Genomic DNA, 21,950 nt, shown 5'->3' with positions numbered 1-21,950 from the left:
TACGCGGGCTCAGGCGCCGGTATTCACCTCCGGAGGGAAATCACCCTCCGGAAGTCGACAAATCGGCAGAGTTACTGCCCGGCGGGGGTGTTGCCGGAGCCGCCGGAGCTGCTGCCGAGGTTCGAGATCCAGTCGGACACCGTCGACACGCCGTCGCTGATGGCCTGCCAGTAGCTCTTGCCCTCGGCGACCCAGCTCTGGAGCGGGGTCAGCTCCCAGATGAGCCAGCCCGCGACGACGAACAGCACGATCGTGAACAGGCAGCCCTTGAGGCAGCCCAGGCCCGGGATGCGCATCGGGTTGGCGCTGCGCTGCCGGGGCTGGCGCGGCTCGCGCGGCGGCCGCGGGGCCGGCGGCTGGGGCGCCTGCGGCTGCTGACGCTGCTGCGGCTGCTGCTGCGGCTGCTGGTGCTGCGGCGGGTAGGGCTGGTGGTGCTGCGGCGGGTACTGCGCCTGCGGAGGCGGCGGCGCGTACTGCTGACGCTGCGGCGGCCGCTGCTGCCGCGGCTGCTGGGCCTGCGGGGGGTAGGGCTGCTGCTGGTGCCGGGGCGGCTGCTGGGGCGCCTGGCGCTGCGGGCGGCGGCGCAAGGGGTCCTGGCTCGGGTCGAGGTACTGGACCTGTGTCTGCTCGTTGCGGTCCCGGGCGGCGCGCAGCTGGCTCTGCCACGGGTGCGGCTCCTCCGGCTGCGGCTGCCCGTCCGGACGCGGCGGTACGGGCGGCATGACCGCGGTCGGGTCGGCGGCGCCCGCGGGGCCTCCGCCCGGGCCGCTGGTGGGCATCACGCTGGTGGCGGCGGACGGGTCGTACTGCGCGGCGCCGCTGGGCAGCACCTGGGTCGGGTCGGCCGCGCCCGGCGCCTCGGGGACGGGCGCCGGCGCGGGGTCGGGCGCCAGCAGGGCGCCCACGCCCTCGGCCGCCTCGATCTGGGCGGGCGTGGCGTGCACGCCGATGCCCGACGCGACGGTGCGCAGGCCGCGGGCGAGGTTCTCGGCGCTGGGCCGGCGGTCGGGGTCCTTGCTGAGGCAGCGCTCGATGACCGTCCACAGCGGGCCGGGGACCGTCGAGGGGCGGCGCGGCTCCTCGCTGAGGTGGCGGTGCAGCACCTCGAGCGCGGTGCCGCCGGCGAACGGCGGGCGGCCGGTGACCAGCTCGTACAGCAGGATGCCCGCGCCGTAGACGTCCACGGCGGAGGTCTGCGGGCGGCCCTCGGCGGACTCGGGCGCCACATAGGCGGGGGTGCCGACGAATTCGTGCGTACGGGTGAGGCCGGGGCTGTCCGCGAGGCGCGCGATGCCGAAGTCGGTGAGCATCGGGTGCATCTGGCCGTCGCGCTCGGCGAGCAGCACGTTGGCGGGCTTCAGGTCGCGGTGGACGACGCCGTCGGCGTGACTGGCGGCGAGCGCGTCGGCGATCTGGGCGGTCAGGAGGGAGGCGGCGACCGGGCTGAGGGGGCCGTTCTCCCGGAGGTAGCGGTGCAGGTCCGGGCCGTCGACCAGGTCCATGACGAGGGCGAGCAGGTCACCCTCGACGACGAGGTCGCGCGTGCGCACGATGTTCGGGTGGGTGAGGCGGAGGAGGACGGAGCGTTCCCTCAGGAACCGCATCACCACGTCCGCGTCGTTCGCGAGCTCCTCCTTGAGGACCTTGATCGCGACGGTCTCGCCGGGCTGCCCCGGCACGGCCGCCTCGGCGCCCGCGGTCTCCCGCTGGCGGGCTCGCCAGACGGTGCCCGTGGCGCCGCGTCCGAGCGGCTCCTCGAGCAGGTACTTGCTGCCTACCGGCCGCACGTCATGCGCTCCCTGCGATCGTGGTCCTTGCCTGCCCGGGCCCGCCTCCGCGGTCCGCCCGGGTGTCCGACCCACTGTAGTGCCGGACGGTGCCGCACCGGCGGGTCGTCTTCCGCTCCCTTCGCCCCGCTAAGACGCGCGCGAAGGGGACACGGTTGCCAGAGTGACACGACTCGCGCCGCCGCACATGATCCCAAGGCGGGCGCAAGCAGGCGTTTTCGTGATCACGTTCGACCACTCAAGATCATTTTTTGGTGGTCCGGGGACCTGTTGTCGGTCCCAGGTGGGAGGATGCCTCCAGCACGGCGCATCGCGGGGTCGGGAGCCCCGTGGTCCGTGCCGACCTGACCGGACGACGCGTCCGTCGCGGGTGGGGGGAGATCGAGTCGGGCCATTCCCTCCCCTGCCGGGCGCGCCGCGCAGAAGGGACCGCTGACGGCGATGCAGATCCGGCTGACCGTCCTCGCGGCGCCGACCGGTGGCCAGGCCGCCGGGCGTGCCTGTGACGTGCTCGTCACCGCCCCGGCGGGGACCGCGCTGGCCGCCGTCGCCTCCGGGCTGGCGGCCGCCGTGTCGGGCGCCGACCACTCGGGCACCGTCGTGCTTCACGCGGGCGGCGAGCGGCTGGACGCCCAGCGCCGTGTCCTCGGCGAGCCGCCGCTGGTGGACGGGGCGGTCCTGTCGCTCCAGGTCCCCGGCGAGGACCACGCGCCCCTGGACGCCGGGGCGGCGCGGCTGCACGTGGTGGCCGGGCCGGACGCGGGAGGGGTCCACCTGCTGCACGCGGGCCAGATCCGCATCGGGCGCTCCGCCGACGCCGACGTCCCGCTCGACGACCCGGACGTGTCCCGCCTGCACTGCGCGGTGACCGTCTCGGACGGCGGCCGGGTCACGGTCGCCGACCTGGGCTCGACCAACGGCACCACCCTGGACGGCTCCGAGGTCGGCACCCGCCCCGTCCGCCTCACCCCGGGCGCGCTGCTGCGGCTGGGCGAGTCGTCCCTGCGGCTGACCGCGGGCCCGCCTCCCTCGGACGGCGCGCCTCTGCCGACCGCCCCCGACGGCGAGGGCCACCTCCGGGTCACCCGTACGGGCGGGGCGCCCCCGGCGCAGGACGGCCCGGCGGCCGGACCCGGCGACCCCCGGCTGCCCCGCCAGGCGACCGGCGGCCCGGCTCGGGGAGCCGCCGCACCGTCCGGCACCACGACGACGACACCCGGCTCCCCCGGCCCGTCCGCCCCCGGCGGGGTTCCCGGCACCGGGCCGGGCGGGGCCGGCCCGGAGGGCACCGCCCGCGTCACAGGCCCCCAGGCGCCGGGTACCGGCCACGGCGCCGCTCACCCCGGCGACCCCTTCGACACAAGCCCCACCCCCGGCACCGCCCCGGCAGGCGGTTCGCGGCAGGCGACTCCGGCGCGCGGGACCCCCGTGGGGCGGACCGTGAGCGGCTCGCCGCCGGGGCCGCCCTCAGGGGTGACCGTGGGGGTGGCCCCCGGTAGGGCCGCCGACCGCCCCACACAGACGCCCGTGGGCCCGGCCTCCTCCGCCTCCCCCACCTCCTCCGCGTCCGGCCGCAAGCGGGGCATAGGCGCGTGGGCGCGGCGGCTCGCGGGCGGGCGGGGCGAGGGGGCGGCCGGCGTACCGGAGGGGCCCCTTCCCGCGGCCCTCGCGGGCGGCGCCGCCCCTGAGACGTGGCCCGACCCGGCCGCCGTGCTGCTCACCGCGCTCGGCCCGGGACCGCGCCTGTGGGAGCGGGGCCCCGGACACCCGGAGGCCCTGGCCGTGCGCCTCGGCACCGCCGACCGGGCCGACCTCGCCGCCGTGCCCGTCACGGTGGGGCTCCGTGAGGCCGGGTCGCTCGGGCTCGCCGGGCCGCGGGCGCGGCTGCTCGGGCTGACCCGTTCCGTCGTGGCGCAGCTCGCCGCGCTGCACGCGCCTTCGGACCTGGAGATCGTGCTGATCAGCGGCGCGGGCCGGAAGCGCGAGTGGAGCTGGCTCGGCTGGCTGCCGCACGTGCGCCCGGCCCACGGGCAGGACTGCCGGCTGCTGCTCGCGTACGACCGGGAGCAGGCCACCGCCCGGACCGCCGAGCTGACCCGCCGGCTGGACGACGGGCCGCTCGGGCCGGGCTGGGCGAGCGCCGACCGCAGGGCCGTCGAGGACGCCGCCGGGCGGCACGCCGCGGAGTACGGGACGTACACGGTCGTGATCGTCGACGGCGACCCCGGCTCGGCAGCGCTGCGCGAGACGACCGCGCGGCTCGCGGGTGCGGGCGCGGCGGCGGGCATCCACCTCGTCTGCCTGGCCGAGACCCCGGCGGCCTCACCGCTCTCCCCCGTCATCGACACGTACGAGACGGCGTGCGCCGCGTCGCTGGCGTTCCGGGAGTGCGGTGCCGCCGCGCTGCTGTCCGGTGACGTGGCGACCGCGCTGCGCCTGATGCGGACGGCCGGCGGGCAGCCCGCCGGGCACGGCACGGTCGGCACGGTGGACGCGGTGTCCGCCGCCTGGGCCGAGCGGTTCGCGCGGGCGCTCGCCCCGCTGCGGGCCGAGCGGGACGAGCCCGGCACGGCCACCGCCGGCGCCTGGCCCCCGGGCACCGGCCCGCGCGCCCGGTCCGCCTCCGTACCGCTGCCCCCGTCCTCCCGGCTGCTGGACGAGCTGGGCCTTGCCCGGGCGACGCCCGCGTCCCTGATGGCCCGGTGGGCCTCGGCCCCGGACGGCACCGCGGTGCTGGGCGCCGGCCCGCGCGGGCCCCTGGTGGTGGACCTGACCACGGAGGGCCCCCACCTGCTGGTCGAGGGCCCCGCCGGCAGCGGCCGCACCGAGCTGCTGCGTACCGTTGCCGCGTCCCTGGCCGCCGCGTCGCGCCCCGACCGGCTGGGCCTGCTGCTGGTCGACGGCGCCGGGGGTGAGCGCGGCGACGGGCTCGCGCCCTGCACGGAGTTGCCGCACACCACCGAGCACCTGGTGGCCAGCGACCCGGTGCGGATGCGGGAGTTCGCCCAGGCGCTCGCGTCGGAGCTGAAGCGCCGTGCCGAGGTGCTGGGCGGCCTGGAGTTCACCGAGTGGCACACCCGGCGGGAGGTCGCGGACCGCATGGTCGGCCCGCGCCGACCCCTGGAGCAGAGCCGCCCGGCGGACCACCCGGGCCAGGCCCGGCCCGCGGACGGCACCCCGCCCTCCGTGCCCGCCCGCCCCATCGACGAGGTCCCGCCTCCCCTGCCCCGGCTGGTCGTCCTGGTCGACGACTACGACGCGCTGATCGCGCCCGCGCTCGGCAGTCCGGGGCGCCCCGCGGCCGGGTCGGTCGTGCGGGCGCTGGAGGCCGTGGCCCGGGACGGTCACCGGCTGGGCGTGCACCTGGTGGCGGCGTCCGCCCGGCCGGAGCGCACGGCCGACACGGAGCTGGCGCACCGGGCGCGGCTTCGGGTGGTGCTGGACGCCCCGCCCGCGGCGCCCGGGCCGGAGGTCCCGGCGCCGGGGCGCGGCCGGCTGGGGCACCCGGACGGCCGGGTGACCCCGTTCCAGGGCGGCCGGGTCACCGGCCGCATCCCGCGTACGGCGACGCAGCGGCCCACGGTGGTGCCGCTGGAGTGGGAGCGCATGGGCGACCCGCCGGCCCGGCGGCCGGTGCGGGAGCTGGGCAACGGCCCGACGGACCTGGCGCTGCTGGCGAGTGCGCTGGAGCGGGCGGCCCGTTCCGTGGAGGCGGCCCCGCTGCCCCGGCTCGTACCAACTCGGCAGGCCTGAGGAGGGATTGACGCCACGTCACGACACCATCACGATCCCCCGCCGGACACCGAGGGCGGTATTGCGGCACCCGTGGGCCGGGCGTAGACCTGACGGACGGGACGCGTACGCGCACGGAAGAGACGGGGCAGTGATGCGCACAACTCTTCGGACACGCAGAGCACGCAGGGCCGCGGTGGTGATGGCGGCGGTGGGCGCGCTCGCCCTCGCCGGGTGCGGCGACGGGGACGACGGCGGCAAGGACGGCGGCTCCGGGCCGGGCAAGGACCCGGGCACCGGGGCGGCGAGCGTCGAACTGCCGAAGCTGGACGGCCAGAAGGTCCAGGTCGTGGCCGTGTGGACGGGGCCGGAGCAGCAGGCGTTCAGCAAGGTCCTCGACGAGTTCGAGAAGCGCACCGGGGCGGAGGTGGCGTACGTCCCGACGCAGGACGCGATGCTCAACTACATCGGTACGAAGATCGCGGGCGGTGCGCCGCCGGACGTGGCCATGCTCCAGCAGGTCGGCGCGCTCCAGCAGGCGGTGGAGCGCAAGTGGGCCAAGCCGGCCGGGGCGGCGGCCAAGGAGCAGCTGGCCAAGAACTACTCCAAGGGCTGGCAGGACCTCGGGGCGGTGGACGGCACCCAGTACGGCGTGTACTTCAAGGCCGCCAACAAGTCGCTGATCTGGTACAACACGGCGGCGTTCGAGAACGCGGGGGTGTCCGAGCCGAAGACCTGGAAGGAGCTGCTCACCACGGCCGACACGGTCTCGGCCTCCGGGGTGACGCCCTTCTCGATCGGCGGCGCGGACGGCTGGACGCTGACGGACTGGTTCGAGAACATCTACCTCTCGCAGGCCGGGCCGGAGAAGTACGACCGGCTGGCGAAGCACGAGATCCCGTGGACCGACCCGTCCGTGAAGCAGGCGCTGACGACCCTCGGGGAGGTGTTCGGCAGGCCGAACCTGATCGCGGGCGGCGCGGCGGGCGCCCTCCAGACGGAGTTCCCGGCGTCGGTGACGCAGACCTTCACCGGCGGTGACACCCCCAAGGCCGCGATGGTCTTCGAGGGCGACTTCGTGTCCATCAACATCGCCCAGACCGAGGCGAAGATCGGTACGGACGCGAAGGCGTTCCCGTTCCCCGCGGTGGGTGCCGAGGCGCCGGTGGTGACCGGCGGGGACGTGGCGGTCGCGCTGACCGACAAGCCCGCCACCCAGGCGCTGCTGACGTTCCTCGCCTCGCCGGACGCGGCCCGGATCTGGGCGGGCGAGGGCGGGTTCATCTCGCCCAACAAGTCGCTGGACGCGGCGGCGTACCCGAACGACGTGCAGCGCGAGATCGGCAGGGCGCTCATCGCGGCGGGCGACGACTTCCGCTTCGACATGTCGGACCAGATGCCGCAGTCGTTCGGCGGGACGCCCGGCAAGGGCGAGTGGAAGGCGCTCCAGGACTTCCTGAAGAACCCGAAGGACGTCGCGGGTACGCAGGCGAGGCTGGAGGCCGACGCGGCCAAGGCCTACAAGGGCCAGAGCTGACGCCATGACGGCGCCGGCAACGGGGGGCGCGGCGGCCGTGCCGCCGGCGCCCCCGGCTTCGCGCAAGAGCGTGACCGGCACCCGCAGGCTCGTGGCGGCGGGTTTCCTGCTGCCCGCGCTGGTGCTGCTGGGCGCGCTCGTGGTCTACCCCATCGGGTACTCGGTCTACCGGTCGTTCTTCGACCAGGCGGGCAGCGGTTTCGCCGGCCTGGACAACTACGTCGAGATCTTCACCGACGACACGATCCTCACGGCGGTCAAGAACAACGCGGTGTGGGTCGTGGTCGCGCCGACCGTCGCCACCGCCCTCGGGCTGATCTTCGCGGTCCTCACGGAACGCGTGCGGTGGGGCACGGCGTTCAAGCTGCTCGTCTTCATGCCGATGGCGATCTCGATGCTGGCCGCGGGGATCATCTTCCGGCTGGTGTACGAGCAGGACCCGGACCGGGGAGTCGCCAACGCGGTCTGGGTGGGCGTGCACGACACGTTCGCCGAGTCGGCGGGCTATCCGAAGGCGCGGCCGCTGCCCGTGCACCCGCTGGAGGCGGCCGGCGGCGGGGCGTTCGTCACCAAGGAGCCGGTCAGGGCGGGAACGCCCGTACAGCTGCCGCTGATCGGGGTGGCCGCGCCCGACATGCCGGAGGACGCGAGGCCGGCGAAGCCCCCGGCGCCGGGCGGTGACGGGGTGGCGGGCACGGCGTGGCTGGACTTCACCCGGGGCGGCGGCGGCAGGCCCAACACCATCGACGCCGAGGAGCTGGGCCTGAAGGGCCTGAAGGTGGAAGCGGTGCGGGACGGCCGGGTCGTCGCCACGGCGACGGCGGGCGCCGACGGCACGTTCACCCTGCCCCGGGAGGCGGACGGTGCGCTGCTGCGGCTGCCGGAGAGCAATTTCCGGGAGCAGTACAACGGGGTGGACTGGCTCGGCCCGTCGCTCGTCACGCCGGCGATCATCGGCAGCTACGTCTGGATGTGGGCGGGCTTCGCGATGGTGCTGATCGCGGCCGGTCTGGCGAGCCTGCCGCGTGAACTGCTGGAGGCGGCCCGGGTGGACGGCGCCAACGAGTGGCAGGTGTTCCGCCGGGTGACGGTCCCGCTGCTGGCGCCGGTCCTGGCGGTCGTCCTGGTCACCCTGATGATCAACGTGCTGAAGATCTTCGACCTGGTGTTCATCATCGCGCCGGGGTCGGTCCAGGACGACGCGAACGTGCTGGCGCTCCAGCTCTACCGCTCGTCGTTCGGCACGGACGCGCACCTCGGGGTGGGGAGCGCGATCTCGGTGCTGCTGCTGTTGCTGGTGATCCCGGTGATGTTCTTCAACATCCGCCGCATCCGGAAGGAGGGCCGGCGATGAGCGGACGGCTCCCGCACGCACCGACCGGCCCAGGGACGACGACCGTGAGGGCCCGGCAGGGCTTCGCCGCGCGGGTGGCGGCCCGGGCCGGAGGCGGGGTGATGCGGGTCTTCCTCGTCCTGGTCGCGCTGTTCTGGCTGATGCCGACGGTCGGCCTGCTGCTGTCCTCGCTGCGCGACCCCGCCGACATCAGCGACAGCGGCTGGTGGACGGTGCTCACCGCCCCCGCCGAGCTGACCACCGCCAACTACGCGGCCATCCTCGACAACGAGACCCTCACCGGTTCGCTGCTGTCCACCGTGCTGATCACCGTGCCCGCGACCGTCCTGGTCGTCGTCATCGGTTCGCTCGCCGGGTACGCGTTCGCGTGGATGGAGTTCCCCGGCCGGGACTGGTGGTTCCTGCTGGTGGTGGGGCTGCTGGTGGTGCCGGTGCAGGTGGCGCTGGTTCCGGTGTCGAAGCTGTTCGGCGCGGTGGGGATCTTCGAGACGACGCTCGGGGTCGTGCTGTTCCACGTCGCGTTCGGCCTGCCGTTCGCGATCTTCCTGCTGCGGAACTTCTTCGCGGAGATCCCGCGGGAGCTGCTGGAGGCGGCCCGGCTCGACGGGGCGGGCGAGATCCGGCTGTTCACCCGGGTGGTCATGCCGCTGGGCGGGCCCGCGATCGCCTCGCTCGGCATCTTCCAGTTCCTGTGGGTGTGGAACGACATGCTCGTCGCGCTGATCTTCGCCGACTCCGAGTCCCCGCCGATCACCGTCGCGCTCCAGCAGCAGGTACGGCAGTTCGGCAACAACATCGACATCCTGGCGCCGGGCGCGTTCGTCTCCATGGTGATACCGCTCGCCGTCTTCTTCGCCTTCCAGCGGCAGTTTGTCTCCGGTGTGATGGCGGGTGCGGTCAAGTAGGGTCCGCGAGCGTCCCCCGTATGCCACGGCGGGCGTAACCCGGTCGGTTCATCCGACGTTCCCGGGCCATGCCCCGGTTCAGCGTCATCGTCCCCGCGTACAAGGTCCAGGCGTATCTGCACGAGTGCCTGGAGTCGGTGCTCTCCCAGTCCTTCGAGGACCTGGAGCTGATCGCCGTGGACGACTGCTCGCCCGACGGCTGCGGGACGGTGATCGACGAGTTCGCCGCCCGCGACCGCCGGGTGATCGCGGTCCACCTGCCCGAGAACGCCGGGCTGGGGCCCGCCCGCAACGCGGGTCTCGCCCGCGCGAGCGGCGACTACGTCGTCTTCCTGGACGGTGACGACACCTTCGTACCGGGAGCCCTCCAGGCCGTCGCCGACCGCCTCAAAGAGACCGGTTCGCCCGACCTCCTGGTGTACGACTACGCCCGCGTCTACTGGTCCGGCGAGGCGGTGCGCCACGAGTTCCGCAGCCACCTCGGCCAGGCGGGCCCGGCGCCCTTCCCGCTGACCGAGCGGCCGGGGCTGCTGAAGGTCCTGATGGTGGTGTGGAACAAGGCGTACAAGCGTGAGTTCCTGGAGCGCGAGGGCTTCACCTTCCCGCCCGGCTTCTACGAGGACACCCCGTGGACCTACCCGGCGCTGATGGCCGCCGGGTCGATCGCCACCCTGGACCGGGTGTGCGTCCACTACCGGCAGCGGCGCACCGGCTCCATCCTGCGCACCACCAGCCCCCGCCACTTCGACCTGTTCGAGCAGTACGAGCGGGTCTTCGCGTTCATCGACGCGCGGCCCGAGCTGGCGCGCTGGCGGCCGGTGCTGTTCCGGCGCATGGCCGACCACTTCACGTCGGTGTTCTCCGCGCCCGGCCGCCTCCCGCGCGGCACCCGCGCCGACTTCTTCCGGCGCGCCCGCCGCCACTACCGCCGCTTCCGCACCCCCGGCGCCACGCCCAAGTTCACCACCCGGCTGCGGCACGCCCTGGTCCGGCTCGGCTGCCACCGCGCCTACCGCGCGATCATGACCGCCCGGGTGCTCGCGAAGCGGGCCGGGCGGTACGCCTCGGTGGCGGTCCGCGCCGTGCGGGGCGCCTGCCTCCAGCTCCACTACCGCGTCCAGCTGTGCCTGCCGGTGCGCGCGGACCGGGCGGTGTTCGCCGCGTACTGGAACCGGGGGTACGCGTGCGGCCCGGCGGCCATCGAGGAGCGGGTGCGGGAGCTGGCCCCGCACGTGCGCACCGCCTGGGTGTGCGCGCCGGAGCACGCGCACACCGTGCCGACCGGCACCCGCAGGCTGAGCCCGGGAACGGCCGCCTACTGGACAGCGCTGGCCCGCTCCAAGTACCTGGTCAACAACGCCAACTTCGACCGGCGGCTGGTCAAGCGGCGCGGCCAGCTGCTGATCCAGACGCAGCACGGCACACCGCTCAAGCACATGGGGCTGGACCTCCAGTACCGGCCGGCCGCCGGGCGGGGCATGGACTTCGCGCGGCTGCTGCACAACATCGACAAGTGGGACGCCCTGGTGTCGGCCAACCGGCACTCCAGCCTGGTGTGGGAGCGGGTGTACCCGGCGGCCTACCGCACCCTGGAGTTCGGCTCGCCGCGCAACGACGTCTTCCAGCGGGCGACCGCCTCCGACGTGGCCCTGCTGCGCGAGTCGCTGCGCATCCCGGAGGGCCACACGGCGATCCTGTACGCGCCCACGCACCGCGACTACGTCCACCCCCAGCCGCGCCTGCTCGACCTGGAGCGGCTGCTGCTGGCGCTCGGCCCCCGTTACGTCGTCCTCGCCCGCCCCCACCCCACGCACGGCTCGCCGGTCGCCACGGACGGCAACGCGCGGATCATCGACGTGTCCGGGCACCCCTCGATCGAGGAGCTGTGCCTGGCGTCCGACGCGCTGATCACCGACTACTCGTCACTGATGTTCGACTACGCGGGCCTCGACCGGCCGATCGTGGTGCACACCGAGGACTGGGGGGCGTACGAAGCGGCCCGTGGCACCTACTTCGACGTGCGGGCCTTTCCGCCCGGCGCGGTCGCCCGCACCGAGGACGAGCTGGTCGACATCTTCGCCACCGGCCACTGGCGCGGCTCGCGCTCGGCGCAGCTGCGGGCCGCGTTCCGGGCGCGCTTCTGCCCGTACGACGACGGGCACGCGGCCGAGCGGGTGGTGCGCCACCTGTTCCTGGGCGAGGACCCGGCGGCCCTGCCGCCCGTCGTCCCGCTGGAGGACCGCCGTCCGGCCCCGTCCCTGGGCGGGGCGGGGGCGGCCCTCTTCCCGGCGCCGCGCTAGGTCGGCCGGGTGCCGATCAGCGCCTTGGCCGCCCGGCGCACCGGTCCCCGCTGCACCACCGGGCCCAGCAGGCGGCCCACGACGCCGCCGGGACGCCACCGCAGCTGGAGCCGTCCCGCGTCCCGGCCCTCCGGTTCGACCGTGACGCGGTGCCGGCCCGCGCCGGCCACCTCGAACGGTTCGAAGTCCAGGGGCGCGAGCAGGATGCCGGTGTTGGCGGCGCCCTGGGCCGTGCGCCCGTCGGTGACCTCCAGCACCGGGTGCCGCACGCCCCGGAAGCCGTGCACGGGCAGCGCGGCGGCGGCCAGGTCGAGCCGTACGGCGCCCTCGAAGACGCCCCGCCCCGCCGGGTCCATCCGCAGCGGCACGGTCAGCCGCCGCCCGCCCGGCGCCACGTGCAGCCGCGCCGCCAGCGGGGCGAGCGGGAGGCGCCGCGCCGGGTCGTAGGTCCGCACGCGCAGGCGCAGCGCGGTCTCCCCGTCCCGCTCCACCTCCGTGATCTCGTGCCGGAACCGGGCGGAGCCGAACGGGCAGCCCGCCAGGTCCAGGTCCGTCAGGTCGAGGTCGGCCCGCCCCGCCTCCGTCACCGGCGGGGTGCTCCCCCAGTACGTGCGCCCCTGGTCGTCGGTGACCGTCTCTCGGGGCGCCACCCGGTGCGCCAGGCCCCGGGCCGCCTGCCGGGCCTCCTCGTACCGTGCCTCGCGCAGCAGCCCGACCACGGCCCGCTCGTCGCGGCGCATCCGGCGGAAGGCGGCGGGGGACAGCCCGTCCAGGTAGGGCAGGACCTCCGCCGCGAACCGCTCGACCCACGCCGGGTCGCGGTGGGGCAGGTCGCCCGCGTACAGCCGCAGGTCGTGGGTGAGGAACTTGTGGTCCTTCTCCTCCCGCACCCTCCGCGACACCCCGTGCTCCGCGAGGAAGTCGTCGATGAGGCGGGCGACGGTGACCCGGTCGCGGACGTTGGTGAGCAGGTGGCGCCGGTTGGAGATGGTCGCCGCGTCGGCGGGCGCGTGCGGGGCGATGTACCAGCGGTAGACGGGTTCGGTGATGACGGTGAAGGCGCGGGCGAGGGTGTAGGCGCGGGCGGAGAACAGCTGGTCCTCGTAGTGGAGGCCCTCGGGGAAGCGCAGGGCGTGCCGGTCGAGGAACTCCTTGCGGTACATCTTGTTGGTCGACAGCGGCTCGAAGAGGATGCGCGGCTCGTCCTCGACGCCCCGCACGGTGCGGCGCCGGGCGAACAGGTGGCCCATCCAGGGCGAGACGTCACCGGTGTCGGTGCGCACCCGTTCGACGGCGCCCATCGTGAAGTCGGCGTCCGCCTCGGCGTGGGCGGCGAGCAGCAGTTCGCAGGCGCGCGGCGGGAGTTCGTCGTCGCTGTCGAGGAACATCAGGAACGGTGCGCGGGCGGTTTCGAGGGCCCGGTTGCGGGGGGCGCCGCAGCCGCCGCTGTTGCGCTCCAGCCGGATGACGCGGATGCGGTCGTCCTGGTCGGCGAGCTGGGCGGCGACCTTCGGGGTGGCGTCGGTGGAGTGGTCGTCGCTGATGACGATCTCGATGTCGCGGTGGGTCTGGGCGCGTACGGAGGCGATGGCGCGGGGCAGCCGTTCGGCGTCGTCGTGGACGATGACGGTGACCGTCACGTCGGGCAGGGCGGTCATCGGCCGGTGGCCTCCTCGGGCGTGGGGGCGGGGGTGCGGCGCTCCAGCGGCAGCACGGGCGGCAAACTCTCCTCGCCCTCGCCGAGGAAGACCCGGCGGACGACCCGCTCGGCGGCGCGGCCGTCGTCGTACTCGCAGAACCGCAGCCGGAAGTCATGGCGCTGCTTGGCGGCCGCCTCGTCGCACCAGGTGCCGTCGCGGAGGATCTCGGTGAGCTCGTCCTGGGTGCGGGTGACGTGGCCGGGCGGTTCGGCGGTGACATCGAAGTAGACGCCCCGGGTCGCCGTGTAGGTCTCCCAGTCGTCGGTGTGCAGGACGATGGGCCGGTCGAGGTTGGCGTAGTCGAACATGATCGACGAGTAGTCGGTGATGAGCGCGTCGGCGGCCAGGGCGAGTTCCTCGACGGGGTCGTAGCCGGTGACGTCGAGGACCCGGTCGTGGCGCGGGCCGGGCAGCCGGTCGTGGAAGTAGTGGCCGCGTACGAGCAGGACGGTGTCCTCGCCGAGGGCGTCGGCGAGCCGGGGCAGGTCGAGGCGGGGCGTCCAGCGGGTCCGGGACTGGTGGTCGCGGTGGGTGGGGGCGTACAGCAGGGCGCGGCGGCCGGGTTCGATGCCGAGCCTGGCGCGGGCGGTGCGGACGTCGGCGGCGGTGGCCCGGTAGTGGACGTCGTTGCGGGGGTAGCCGTAGTCGAGGGAGCGGTAGCCGGCCGGGTAGGCCCGCTGCCAGGTCTCGGTGGAGTGGCTGTTGGCGGACAGGCTGTAGTCCCAGCGGTCGACGCGCTCCAGGAGGGCTTCGAGGTTGAGACCCTGGGCGGCGGCCGGGTGGTCGCGCTGGTCGACGCCCATGCGCTTGAGCGGCGTGCCGTGGTGGGTCTGGAGGTGGACGGTGCCGGGGCGTTTGACGACGCCGTTGGGGAAGTTGACGTTGTTGACGAGGTACTTGGCGCGGGCGAGGACGTCCCAGTAGCGGGGCGTGCCGGGCAGGACGTGGTCGGTGCCGGGCGGCAGCAGCGGGACGCGGTCGGGTTCGGCGATCCACACCTGGCGGATGTCGGGGGCGAGTTCGGCGAGTTCGGCGGCGATGGCGGCCGGGTTGCAGTGCACGCCCCGCCCCCAGTACGCGGAGAAGACGGCGAGGTCCTGGTCGACGGGCCGGCGCAGCCGGCGGCGGTAGCGCAGGCGGGTGCGGGCGGCGGCGGCCTGTTCGGCGCGGGCGCCGGCGACGGCCTGGACGGTGCGGCGCTTGTCGTTGGCGATGCGCAGCAGGCGGTAACCGAGGTGGGCACCCCGGCCGAGGAGAGCGTGGCGGACACCGTCGAGGCCGCCGGGCCGCTGGTGGCCCTCGGGGCGGAAGCGGGCGGTGTGGCGGGCGGCGCGCCGGAAGTACTCGGTGAGCAGCGCGGGCGGCAGTTCGTCGCGGCGGGCGAGGGTGGCGAGGTAGTCGCCGACCATGCGGTCGTAGAGCCGGGCGCGCAGCGCGGGGGGCGCGGAGGCGGCGTGGGCGAGCTGGTGGAGGCGCTCGTACTGGCCGAAGGCGGCGAAGTGCTGTTCGGGGCCGGCGGCGCGCCGCTGGCTGGGGCGGTCCTTGTGGCGGACGAGGCCGGCGGTGGCGGTGGCGGTGATCCGCCGGGCGAGGAGGAGCACGGCGTACGAGAGGTACAGCTCGTCGTGTCCCTCGGTGCCGACCAGTTCGGGGTGTTCGGCCAGGAGCCGGGCGCTGACGAGGCGGTTGCCGAGGAGCGGCGCGACGTCGAGGAGGGCGGGGCGGGCGGCGAGCGTGGTGGTCCCGTCCGTGCCGGCCTGGGCCAGCAGCTCGGTGGAGCCGCCGGGTGCGGCGTCGTCCCACCAGTGGGCGTGGTGGTGGTCGGTGAGCAGGACGTCGGGCGCGTCGTCACCGCTGTCGAGGCGGGCGGTGAGGGCGGCGGCGGCGCCCTCGGGCAGCCGGTCGAGGGCGGGGTCCAGGAACTGGAGGTGGGTGCCGGTCGCGGCGTGGGCGGCGGCGGCGCGGGCGGTGGCGGGCGGGGCGCCGGGGGCGACGGGCACCACGGTGACGCGGGGGTCGCGCAGCTCGTGGCGGGCGGCGAGCGCCCGGGCGGGGGCGTCGGTGGCGGGGACGGTGACGACGATGTCGAGGTCGGGCGGCGTCTGGGCGGTGACGCTGTCCAGGCAGGTGCGGAGCCGGCTGAGCGGGGCGTGGCCGGACACGATGACGCTGAGTGCGGGCATGGGCGTTCGGTCCTTCCGAAGGTGGATCAGTTCCGTTGGCCGAGGAAGACCGTCACGAGGCCGGCGACCACCAGCAGCGAGCCGGCCCAGGTCCACACCGAGGTCCGCTCGTGCAGCAGCGTGGAGCCGGCGAGCACGATCAGCAGATAGCCGAGGGCGTTGAAGGGGTACGCGATGGACAGCGGGACCCGGGCGAGGGTGGTCATCCAGGCGACGGCGGAGATCGCGAAGACCAGCAGCCCCAGCACCACCCAGGGGGTGGTCGCGGCGCGCACGGCGAGCGAGCCGCCGGCCTTCCCGGCGGTGGTGGCGGCGGCCGCCATGCCGTGCTTGAGCATGATCTGGCCGGCCGCCGAGGAGAACACCGCGAACAGCAGCAGCGCCAGGCTGGGCAGGGTCAACGTCCGCCTCTCACACGCCGACACGGTCGGTGGAGGAGTCCACGGGGACGAACTGACGGTTGAGGATGTCCTGGACATCGATGTGCTCCCCAGCGATGATCGTCCGCGCCGCGTGCGGGGTGAGCAGTGCGACGTACTGGTAGCCGAAGAGGGTGGGCCGCAGGCGGGTCAGCAGCTTCGAGACGCCGCCGAGGGCCCGGGACAGCGGGCCGCCGCCGAGCACGGACCAGAAGGGCGCCCCGGTGGCGCCGATGGACAGCACGTCGTACCCGGCGGCGCGCACGGTGCGGCGGAGGCTGGCGCGGCTGAAGAACCGCAGGTGCGTCTCGTCGAGGATGCCGCGCCGGTCGTAGTCGAAGACGCCGAGCGCGACGCGCAGCCGGGAGTACCAGTGGCCGAAGTTCGGCACGGACAGCAGGACGTGCCCGTCGGGGCGCAGGGCGCCGCGCAGCTCGGCGAGGAGGCGTTCGGGGCGGGAGAGGTGTTCGATGACGTCGCCGGCGACGACGTAGTCGTACCCTTCGCCGATGCCCTCCGGGAGCCCTTCCTCGAGGTCGGCGAGGAAGAACCCGCCGGAGCACCTGTGCGTCACGCCCTCGATCTCGACGCAGTCGACGCCGGTGACGGTGTGCCCGAGGGCCTCCAGGCGTTCGGCGAACGCCCCGCCGGAGCAGCCGACGTCGAGGACGCGGCCGGGCGGCAGGTGGCGCATCCGTTCGAGGATGACGGCGTGGGAGGAGCCGTCGCCCTCCTTGAAGGGGTACTCGACGGGCTTGGGGATCCAGCCGCAGGTGCCGAAGCCCTTCTTGGCCAGCCGGTACTCGAGGACGTCCTTGACGACGTCCTTGGCGTACCGCATGCCGTTGACGTAGCAGATCTCGTCGCCGTAGTAGGTGGGGATGGGGATCTCGTGGATGCGCATGCCCGCGTCGGCCATCTGCACGATGATCTGGGTGTCGAAGTCGAAGGCGTCGGTGTTGCGCTCGATGGGCAGGCGGCGCAGGGCGTCGACGCTGTAGGCCCGGTAGCCGGAGTGGAACTCGGTGAGGTCCGATCCGAGGAGCCTGTTCTCCAGGCGGGTCAGGACGCGGTTGCCGAGCCACTTGTAGAGGGGCATGCCGCCGCGCAGGGCGTCCCGGGGCCGCATCATGCGCGATCCGAACACCGCTTCGCACTCGCCGCGCACGAGGGGCTCGACCATCTGGGGCAGCAGTTCGGGCGCGTACTGCCCGTCGCCGTGCAGCAGGACGACGATGTCGAGGCCGCGCTCGGCGGCGAGCGCGTACCCGGCCTTCTGGTTGCCGCCGTAGCCGAGGTTCTTGGTGTGCCGCATGACGACGGTCGGCGGCATCCCGGCGAGCTGGGACCAGCGGCAGCCGGCGGTGAACGTCGCGTCGTGGCTGGCGTCGTCGAGGATGAGGATCTCCGCGATCCTCGGCCGGAAGCCGGCGGGGATCCGGTCGAGGGTCTTCTCCAGCGTCGCTTCCGCGTTGTACGCCACCACCAGGATCCCGATCCTGGGGATGCCGTCCCGGCCGCCGCCGCTCTCGTCTCGGCTGCTGCTCTGGCCTTCCGTCACGGGCTTCTCCACTCTCGCGGGGGTTCGGGGCGGGTCAGTCGTCGGCGGCGGGCGTCCCCGCGACCGGGGCGGTGGCGGGGACGGGGGCCCGGCGGGCGGGCGGCAGCGCGGCGCCGGGGGCCCGCCCGCGTCCCCGGGCGAGGGCCGCGCGGAGGGCGGAGGCGACGCACAGGGCGAGGACGGCCCAGCCCAGGGCGCCGAACGCCATCTCGGTGTCCGTCCAGTGCACCGGGCGCTGCCCGGAGTAGACCGAGGTGGCGACGGAGCCGACGACGACCGCGTACGCCGTGCCCTGCCACAGGCCGATGACGAACAGTCCGGCCGCGGGCCACGCCAGGTACTGGACGCCCGACGCGGTGCTCAGCAACAGCAGCAGCGCGAGCACGGTGGCGACGGCCTGCGGTGTGTCGGCCGGGCGCCGCCAGGCGAGCCACACGCCGACGGCCATGATCGCGGCGACGATCAGGAAGTGGCCGTCGCCGCGCAGCAGCTGGACGTACGGCTCGGGCACGCCGGCCCAGCGGGCGAAGCGGACGATGCCCCAGAAGCTGAAGTTGCCGCCCGCGTACTCCAGGACGTTCGCCTTCAGTCCGCCCGGCACGGTCGCGACGACCGGCCCCCACACGGTGAGGAACAGCGCCGAGAACCCGGCCGTGAAGCGCAGCAGGGCGGTCCGGTTCCCGCTGCGCCAGGCGGCGGCGAACAGCAGCGGCACGGCGACGACCGGGATGAGCTTGACGCTGACGCACAGGGCCGCGGCGAGCCCGGCCGCCAGCGGCCTGCCCCGGTCGACGAGCAGGTAGGCGGCGGCGAACGCGAACATCACGGCGACCGAGTCGGTGTTGCCGTGGTAGCCGGAGGTGGCGACGAGCACCGGGCACAGCGCGGCGCCGACGGCGCACAGCATCGCCGTGCGCAGCCGGGCCGCCCGCCTGCGCACGAGGGCGAACACCAGCAGGACGGTGACGAAGTCGGCGAGACACGCCGGGAAGCGGATCAGGGGCCGCCACGGCACCCCTTGCTGCGCGAGCCACTCCATCCCCAGCAGCATCCAGCTGGCCAGCGGCGGGTGGTTGTAGACCGGCAACCACGGCAGCGGCTCGGCGTAGATGCGGATCGGGTCCGTCCGGGCGATGGCTCGTGCGAAGCCCCAGAAGAACCGCACGTCGGCGGGTCCGCGCGTGTTCGCCGCGAGCGCCATCTTGGACACGAACGCGATGGCCGCGACGACGGTGACGACGATCCGGGCTTTCCGTACGTCCCAGGACAGAGACGACATTCGGACGTTCATGGTGATGGAACGTAGCAATACCGACCACACCAAGCGAAGCACCGATTAACACACTTACGCCGTGGCCGAGTTCCGCCACAGGGGTGCCAGGTGGGCGTGGAGTGGGTGCGACGGCACAGGGGCGAATTCACCGAATCACACGTATGGCCCATGAATACACGTAATTCGTGGCGCTCAACTCTCGTTCACAACCTGCACCTTGTCCCCGTCAGCACCTTGTCCCCGTCAGCCGAGGCAGACAGGCAGGCCACTGAAGTGAAAGCACTCGTACTCTCCGGGGGCGCCGGCACCCGGCTGCGCCCGATTACGCACACGTCCGCCAAACAGCTCGTGCCCGTCGCCAACAAACCGGTGCTCTTCTACGGGCTCGAATCGATCGCCGCCGCCGGAATCCGCGACGTCGGCATCATCGTCGCCCCCGACACCGCCGACGAGATCCGGGCGGCGGTCGGCGACGGAACGCGGTTCGGGCTCGTCGTCACCTACATCCCCCAGCACGCCCCGCTCGGGCTCGCCCACGCCGTGCTGATCGCGCGGGAGTTCCTCGGCGACGACGATTTCGTCATGTACCTCGGGGACAATTTCATCGTCGGCGGCATCACCGACCTGGTGGAGGAATTCCGCGCCACCCGCCCCGCCGCGAGCATCCTGCTCACCAAGGTCCCCGACCCGCGCGCCTTCGGCGTCGCCGAGCTCGACGTCGACGGGCGGGTGGCCCGGCTGGAGGAGAAGCCCGGCAACCCCCGCAGCGACCTCGCGCTCGTCGGGGTCTACCTGTTCACGCCCGCCGTGCACGAGGCGGTGCGCTCCATCGAGCCGTCCGCGCGCGGCGAGCTGGAGATCACGGACGCCCTCCAGTGGCTGATCGACGACCGGCGCCCGGTCACCTCGACCGTCGTGTCCGGCTACTGGAAGGACACCGGCAACGTGGCGGACATGCTGGAGGTGAACCGGTCCGTCCTGGAGCTGCTCACCCCGCGCAACGAGGGGACGGTGGACGCCGCCACCGAGATCATCGGCCGCGTCCGCATCGGCGGCGGCGCGACCGTGCGCGGCTCGCGGATCGTCGGGCCGGTCATCATCGGCGCGGGCACGGTGGTGGAGAACTCCTACATCGGCCCGTCCACCTCCATCGCGGAGGACTGCCGCGTCACGGACAGCGAGATCGAGTACTCCATCGTGCTCAGCGGCTCGTCCCTGCACGGCGTGGGGCGCGTCGAGGCGTCCCTGATCGGCCGTAATGTCCAGATCACCCCCGCCCCGCCCATCCCGGCCGCCCACCGCCTGGTGCTCGGCGATCACAGCAAGGTGCAGATCTCGGCATGAACACCGCCTCCCGTGTCCTGGTGACCGGCGGAGCCGGCTTCATCGGCTCGGCCTACGTCCGCATGCTGCTGGGCCCCGACGGCCCCGGCCACACGCAGGTCACCGTCCTCGACAAGCTCACCTACGCGGGCAACCCCGCCAACCTGGACGCCGTACGCGACCACCCCGGCTTCGCGTTCGTCCACGGCGACGTCTGCGACCCCGCCCTGGTCGACAAGCTGGTCTCCGAGCACGACCAGATCGTCCACTTCGCCGCCGAGTCGCACGTCGACCGCTCGATCCTCGCCGCCGACGCCTTCGTCCGCACCAATGTGCTCGGTACGCAGACGCTGCTGGAGGCGGCCGTGCGCAACGGCGTCTCCCGCGTCGTCCAGATCTCCACGGACGAGGTGTACGGGTCGATCGACACGGGCTCGTGGACCGAGGAGCAGCCGCTGCGGCCCAACTCCCCCTACGCCGCCAGCAAGGCGTCCGCCGACCTGATCGCCCTGGCCCACCACCGCACGCACGGCCTGGACGTGCGGGTGACGCGCTGCTCCAACAACTACGGCCACCACCAGTTCCCCGAGAAGGTCGTCCCGCTGTTCATCACCCGGCTCCTGGACGGCGGCCGGGTGCCGCTGTACGGGGACGGCTCGCACGTCCGGGACTGGCTGCACGTCGACGACCACGTGCGGGCCGTGGAGCTGGTGCGCACCCGGGGCCGGGCCGGCGAGGTCTACCACGTCGGCGGCGGTACGGAGCTGTCCAACCGGGAGCTGACCGCCGCGCTGCTCGACGCCTGCGGCGCGGACTGGTCGCGGGTGGACCACGTCGAGGACCGCAAGGGCCACGACCGGCGCTACTCGGTGGACTGGACGAAGATCCGCGACGAGCTGGGCTACCGGCCGGGCCGTGACTTCGCGACCGGGCTGGCCGAGACGGTCGCCTGGTACGCGGAGCACCGTTCCTGGTGGCAGCCCCTGGCGGCCCGGGCGGCGCTGTGAACGGCCGGCCCGGGTGGCTCGTCACCGGCGCCGGCGGGATGCTCGCGCGGGACGTGCTGGCCCGCCTGGGCGACGACGCGGTGGGGCTGCCCCGGCGCGACCTGGACATCACCGACCGGGACGCGGTCCGGGCCGCGCTGCGGGCGCTGCGCCCCGCCACCGTCGTCAACTGCGCCGCCTGGACGGCGGTGGACGACGCCGAGTCGCGCGAGCCGGACGCCCTGGCGGTCAACGGAACGGCCGTACGGCACCTCGCCGAGGAGTGCGCCGGGCTGGGCGCGGCCCTGGTGCACGTCTCCAGCGACTACGTCTTCGACGGCCACGCGCGCGTGCCGTACGCCGAGGGCGCGGTGCCCCGCCCGCGCACCGCCTACGGGCGCACCAAGCTGGCCGGTGAACGGGCGGTCCTGGAGGTCCTCCCCGAGCGCGGGTACGTGGTGCGGACGGCCTGGCTGTACGGGGCGGGCGGCGGCAACTTCGTGCGGACGATGACCCGGCTGGAGGCGTCCCGCGACACGGTGGACGTGGTCGACGACCAGCGCGGCCAGCCGACCTGGAGCGCCGACGTGGCCGCCCGGCTCGTCCGGCTCGTGGGCGCGCCGCCGGGCGTCTACCACGCGACGAGCGGCGGGGACGGCACCTGGTACGACCTCGCGCGGGAGACGTTCCGCCTCCTGGGCGCCGACCCCGGCCGCGTCCGCCCGGTCACGAGCGCCGCCCACCCGCGCCCGGCGCCGCGCCCGCCGTACAGCGTGCTGGGCCACGCCCGCTGGCGGGAGGCGGATTTGCCGCCCCCGCGCGACTGGCGGGAGGCCCTGACGGAGGCGCTCCCCACGCTGCGGGCCGCCCCCGGGGCGCCCGGCTGACCA

14 protein-coding genes are annotated in these 21,950 nt (G+C 74.3%); 8 read left to right on the top strand and 6 right to left on the bottom strand.

What is annotated here, in order from left to right:
* Positions 1-71: 71 nt before the first annotated feature.
* Positions 72-1,787, bottom strand: coding sequence for a serine/threonine-protein kinase (locus EIZ62_RS20340; RefSeq protein ID WP_156694069.1), 1,716 nt, complete (start codon positions 1,785-1,787; stop codon positions 72-74).
* Positions 1,788-2,228: 441 nt separating this feature from the next.
* Here EIZ62_RS20340 and EIZ62_RS20335 point away from each other — a divergent pair, with 441 nt between their 5' ends.
* The 5 genes from EIZ62_RS20335 (at position 2,229) to EIZ62_RS20315 (ending at position 11,615) form a co-directional block, all read left to right on the top strand.
* Positions 2,229-5,540, top strand: a complete 3,312-nt coding sequence (locus EIZ62_RS20335) for an FHA domain-containing protein (RefSeq protein ID WP_156694068.1) — start codon at positions 2,229-2,231, stop codon at positions 5,538-5,540.
* 133 nt (positions 5,541-5,673) lie between these two features.
* Entirely contained in the window at positions 5,674-7,056 is a 1,383-nt protein-coding gene (locus tag EIZ62_RS20330) for an ABC transporter substrate-binding protein (RefSeq protein ID WP_156694067.1), read from the top strand.
* A 4-nt stretch (positions 7,057-7,060) separates the two neighbouring features.
* Positions 7,061-8,410 carry a carbohydrate ABC transporter permease gene (locus EIZ62_RS20325; protein WP_156694066.1) on the top strand — a complete coding sequence of 450 codons (1,350 nt, stop codon included), beginning with the start codon at positions 7,061-7,063 and terminating at the stop codon, positions 8,408-8,410.
* On the top strand, positions 8,407-9,315 hold the full coding sequence (locus EIZ62_RS20320) for a carbohydrate ABC transporter permease (RefSeq protein WP_156694065.1): 909 nt from the start codon (positions 8,407-8,409) through the stop codon (positions 9,313-9,315). Before EIZ62_RS20325 ends, EIZ62_RS20320 begins: the two co-directional genes overlap by 4 nt.
* A gap of 68 nt (positions 9,316-9,383) precedes the next feature.
* Complete coding sequence (locus EIZ62_RS20315) at positions 9,384-11,615, top strand: bifunctional glycosyltransferase/CDP-glycerol:glycerophosphate glycerophosphotransferase (RefSeq protein ID WP_156694064.1); 2,232 nt, start codon at positions 9,384-9,386, stop codon at positions 11,613-11,615.
* Here the strand turns inward: EIZ62_RS20315 and EIZ62_RS20310 are convergent.
* The 5 genes from EIZ62_RS20310 to EIZ62_RS20290 are packed head-to-tail and all read right to left on the bottom strand — an operon-like array spanning position 11,612 to position 18,757.
* Positions 11,612-13,273 (bottom strand): glycosyltransferase family 2 protein, encoded by a 1,662-nt coding sequence (locus tag EIZ62_RS20310; protein ID WP_156694063.1) that lies wholly within the window; start codon positions 13,271-13,273, stop codon positions 11,612-11,614. The genes EIZ62_RS20315 and EIZ62_RS20310 overlap by 4 nt on opposite strands.
* Positions 13,270-15,498 (bottom strand): CDP-glycerol glycerophosphotransferase family protein, encoded by a 2,229-nt coding sequence (locus EIZ62_RS20305; RefSeq protein WP_156694062.1) that lies wholly within the window; start codon positions 15,496-15,498, stop codon positions 13,270-13,272. Before EIZ62_RS20305 ends, EIZ62_RS20310 begins: the two co-directional genes overlap by 4 nt.
* Before the next feature lie 26 nt (positions 15,499-15,524).
* Positions 15,525-15,899, bottom strand: coding sequence for a DMT family transporter (locus tag EIZ62_RS20300; RefSeq protein WP_244375840.1), 375 nt, complete (start codon positions 15,897-15,899; stop codon positions 15,525-15,527).
* Positions 15,900-15,909: 10 nt separating this feature from the next.
* Positions 15,910-17,478 carry a bifunctional glycosyltransferase/class I SAM-dependent methyltransferase gene (locus EIZ62_RS20295; RefSeq protein WP_244375838.1) on the bottom strand — a complete coding sequence of 523 codons (1,569 nt, stop codon included), beginning with the start codon at positions 17,476-17,478 and terminating at the stop codon, positions 15,910-15,912.
* Between the two features lie 34 nt (positions 17,479-17,512).
* Positions 17,513-18,757, bottom strand: a complete 1,245-nt coding sequence (locus EIZ62_RS20290) for a glycosyltransferase family 39 protein (RefSeq protein WP_156696511.1) — start codon at positions 18,755-18,757, stop codon at positions 17,513-17,515.
* A 267-nt stretch (positions 18,758-19,024) separates the two neighbouring features.
* Here EIZ62_RS20290 and EIZ62_RS20285 point away from each other — a divergent pair, with 267 nt between their 5' ends.
* The 3 genes from EIZ62_RS20285 to rfbD are packed head-to-tail and all read left to right on the top strand — an operon-like array spanning position 19,025 to position 21,947.
* Positions 19,025-20,095: a glucose-1-phosphate thymidylyltransferase gene (locus tag EIZ62_RS20285; RefSeq protein ID WP_156694061.1), complete on the top strand. Its 1,071-nt coding sequence runs from the start codon at positions 19,025-19,027 to the stop codon at positions 20,093-20,095.
* The gene (gene rfbB, locus EIZ62_RS20280) at positions 20,092-21,081 is read left to right on the top strand and encodes a dTDP-glucose 4,6-dehydratase (protein ID WP_156694060.1); all 990 of its coding nucleotides are present in this window, start codon (positions 20,092-20,094) and stop codon (positions 21,079-21,081) included. The genes EIZ62_RS20285 and rfbB overlap by 4 nt, the downstream gene beginning before the upstream one ends.
* Positions 21,078-21,947: a dTDP-4-dehydrorhamnose reductase gene (gene rfbD / locus EIZ62_RS20275; RefSeq protein WP_156696510.1), complete on the top strand. Its 870-nt coding sequence runs from the start codon at positions 21,078-21,080 to the stop codon at positions 21,945-21,947. Before rfbB ends, rfbD begins: the two co-directional genes overlap by 4 nt.
* Positions 21,948-21,950: the final 3 nt, after the last annotated feature.

This window comes from Streptomyces ficellus, assembly GCF_009739905.1.
Classification (GTDB): Bacteria; Actinomycetota; Actinomycetes; order Streptomycetales; family Streptomycetaceae; genus Streptomyces; species Streptomyces ficellus_A.
The sequence above is the reverse complement of the archived record's forward strand: the minus strand, read 5'-3'. Positions and strand labels throughout refer to the sequence as shown.

What these genes read in the sequence shown, in the direction of transcription:
- rfbB (WP_156694060.1), top strand. Translation starts at nt 20,092, where the DNA reads ATGAACACCGCCTCCCGTGTCCTGGTGACCGGCGGAGCCGGCTTCATC.
- EIZ62_RS20320 (WP_156694065.1), top strand. Translation starts at nt 8,407, where the DNA reads ATGAGCGGACGGCTCCCGCACGCACCGACCGGCCCAGGGACGACGACC.
- EIZ62_RS20325 (WP_156694066.1), top strand. Translation starts at nt 7,061, where the DNA reads ATGACGGCGCCGGCAACGGGGGGCGCGGCGGCCGTGCCGCCGGCGCCC.
- EIZ62_RS20310 (WP_156694063.1), bottom strand. Translation starts at nt 13,273, where the DNA reads ATGACCGCCCTGCCCGACGTGACGGTCACCGTCATCGTCCACGACGAC.
- EIZ62_RS20330 (WP_156694067.1), top strand. Translation starts at nt 5,674, where the DNA reads ATGCGCACAACTCTTCGGACACGCAGAGCACGCAGGGCCGCGGTGGTG.
- EIZ62_RS20290 (WP_156696511.1), bottom strand. Translation starts at nt 18,757, where the DNA reads ATGTCGTCTCTGTCCTGGGACGTACGGAAAGCCCGGATCGTCGTCACC.
- EIZ62_RS20305 (WP_156694062.1), bottom strand. Translation starts at nt 15,498, where the DNA reads ATGCCCGCACTCAGCGTCATCGTGTCCGGCCACGCCCCGCTCAGCCGG.
- EIZ62_RS20335 (WP_156694068.1), top strand. Translation starts at nt 2,229, where the DNA reads ATGCAGATCCGGCTGACCGTCCTCGCGGCGCCGACCGGTGGCCAGGCC.
- EIZ62_RS20315 (WP_156694064.1), top strand. Translation starts at nt 9,384, where the DNA reads ATGCCCCGGTTCAGCGTCATCGTCCCCGCGTACAAGGTCCAGGCGTAT.